The sequence below is a fragment of the Pseudomonas sp. MD195_PC81_125 genome (assembly GCF_014060985.1).
Classification (GTDB): domain Bacteria; phylum Pseudomonadota; class Gammaproteobacteria; order Pseudomonadales; family Pseudomonadaceae; genus Aquipseudomonas; species Aquipseudomonas parakoreensis.
Genome location: NZ_JABULD010000597.1, coordinates 1 through 2,365 on the forward strand (window position 1 = coordinate 1; position 2,365 = coordinate 2,365).

Genomic DNA, 2,365 nt, shown 5'->3' on the forward strand with positions numbered 1-2,365 from the left:
CTGCCGCAGGCTGCGATCTTTTTGCTCTTTAACGGCTCAACAGCGACGCAGCGCCCGCACCACTGAACAACCCGGCACTCACCCGGTTGAACCAGCTCTGCCCCTTGCCGCTACGCAAATAGCGCGCCGCGCCATGCGCACCCAGCCCGTAAGCCAGTTTGCAGCACAGGTCGAGCACCACCCAGGTCGCGATCATGATCAGTAACTGCGGCAAGAACGGTTGTTGCGCGCTGAGGAACTGCGGCAGAAACGCGGCGAAAAACAGAATGTCCTTCGGATTGCTCGCGCCCAACACAAACGCGCGGCCGAACAGGGTGCGGAAACGTGGCACCGGTGCGGCCTGCGGCACTTCGGCGCCGACCGATGGCTGACGCGATTGCTGCCAGCTCTGCCAGGCGAGGTAGAACAGGTACAGCGCGCCAACGATTTTCAGGGCGTTGAACAACTGTTCCGAGGCCAATAGCAGCGCGCCCAGCCCCAGCGCCGATGCACTGAGCAGGCAGATCGAGGCGATCACGCCGCCGAGAAACGCCGGGTAAGAGCGGCGCAAGCCGTAGTTCAGACTGTTGCTGATCATCAGCAAAGACAGCGGCCCCGGAATCAGGATCACCACCAATGCAGCGCCGCTGAACAGCAGCCAGGTTTCCAGACTCATCACTTTGCTCCTTTTTTTGTTGTACTCAAGAATGTGCAAAAGCCCCACTCGTGAGGGTGAGGCTGGTTTGACGCTTGAACCGCGTGACGCTTACAAGAAGATGAACTTGGCGATGAAGATCGCGCAGAGCACCCACAGGCTGACGGAAATTTCCTTGTACTTGCCGGTACCGGCCTTCAACGCCACGTAGGTGATGAAGCCCAGCGCAATGCCGTCGGCGACCGAGAAGGTCAGCGGCATCATGATTGCGGTGACGATCGCCGGAATCGCATCGGTGGCTTCGTCCCACTCAATGTGGGCCATGCCGCCCATCATCAGCATCGCGACGTAAATCAGTGCACCGGCGGTGGCGTAAGCCGGAATCATCCCAGCCAGTGGTGCGAAAAACATCGCGGCTATAAATAGCACACCCACGGTGACTGCGGTAAGACCAGTCCGACCACCAGCGGCTACGCCAGCGGCACTTTCCACATAGCTGGTAACAGGAGGAACACCGACCACCGCGCCGAAGACACTGGAGGCACTGTCGGCTTTCATGGCGCGGGAGAGGTTTTCGATACGCCCGTCAGCGTTGACCAGATTGGCGCGTTGGGCGACGCCCATCAGCGTGCCGGCGGTGTCGAACATGTGTACGAAGAGGAAAGCCAGGACCACGCTGATCATGCTGACGTTGAACACGCCCGCGACGTTCATTGCCATGAAGGTCGGCGCCAGGCTTGGCGGGGTCGACATGATTCCTTCGTAGTGCACGATGCCCAGGCCCCAACCGGCGAGGGTCACGGTGATAATGCTGATGAGGATCGCGCCGAATACTTTGTGGTAGCTGAGGATCGCAATCATCAGGAAGCAGATCGCCGCCAGCAGCGGGCCGGGTTCACGCAGGGAGCCGAGCTTGATCAGAGTCGCCGGGCTGTCGACGACGATACCGGCGGTTTTCAGACCGATCAGCCCGAGGAACAGACCGACACCGGCGCCCATCGCAAAGCGCAGGCTGACCGGGATGCTGTTGAGCAGCCATTCGCGAATCCGCGAGAAGGTCAGGATCATGAACAGCACGCCGGAAACGAACACTGCACCCAGCGCGGTTTCCCAGTTGTAGCCCATGGTGCCGACCACGGTGTAAGTGAAGAAGGCGTTGAGGCCCATGCCTGGTGCCAGGCCCACCGGCCAGTTGGCGTACAGGCCCATCAGCAGGCAGCCGAGTGCGGCGGCGATGCAGGTGGCGACGAAGGCTGCACCGTGATCGATCCCGGCATCGGCCATGATGTTCGGGTTGACGAAGATGATGTAAGCCATGGTGATGAAGGTTGTCAGACCGGCAATCAGCTCGGTCTTCACCGTGGTGCCATGCAAGCTGAGTTTGAAGATGCGCTCCAGCACGCCTGTGCGTAAGGGCGGCGAGAGTTCCAGCGTCGATGCTTCGGATTTGCGGCTTTCCACAGCGAGTACTCCTCAAGAGTTTTATTGTTATTTCCAGGGCCGGACCCATGAGGGGTGGCAGCAGCCCTTTGAGGCATACGCGAATTTGTTGACCATGCGGTCAGGAACTCGCACGCAGTGGATTATGCTTTTGTGTACAAATAAAGCAAATATTGTTTTTGGTTTTGTTTGCGAAAGGTCAGGCGATAGGGATATATCGCCCTCAGAGGCCCCATCGCTGGCAAGCCAGCTCCCACAGGTTTTGTGTACACCACCGATCACTGCGGGGAG

Annotated in this window: 2 protein-coding genes; both read right to left on the reverse strand. The window is 59.5% G+C overall.

The window, feature by feature from the left end:
- Positions 1 to 28: 28 nt before the first annotated feature.
- Positions 29 to 655 (reverse strand): LysE family translocator, encoded by a 627-nt coding sequence (locus HT737_RS24245; RefSeq protein WP_182404157.1) that lies wholly within the window; start codon positions 653 to 655, stop codon positions 29 to 31.
- A 90-nt stretch (positions 656 to 745) separates the two neighbouring features.
- Positions 746 to 2,095: an NCS2 family permease gene (locus tag HT737_RS24250; protein WP_027613339.1), complete on the reverse strand. Its 1,350-nt coding sequence runs from the start codon at positions 2,093 to 2,095 to the stop codon at positions 746 to 748.
- Positions 2,096 to 2,365: the final 270 nt, after the last annotated feature.

Bases quoted from the DNA above. Each gene is read 5' to 3' on its own strand.
- HT737_RS24245 (WP_182404157.1), bottom strand. From the start codon at position 655: ATGAGTCTGGAAACCTGGCTGCTGTTCAGCGGCGCTGCATTGGTGGTG.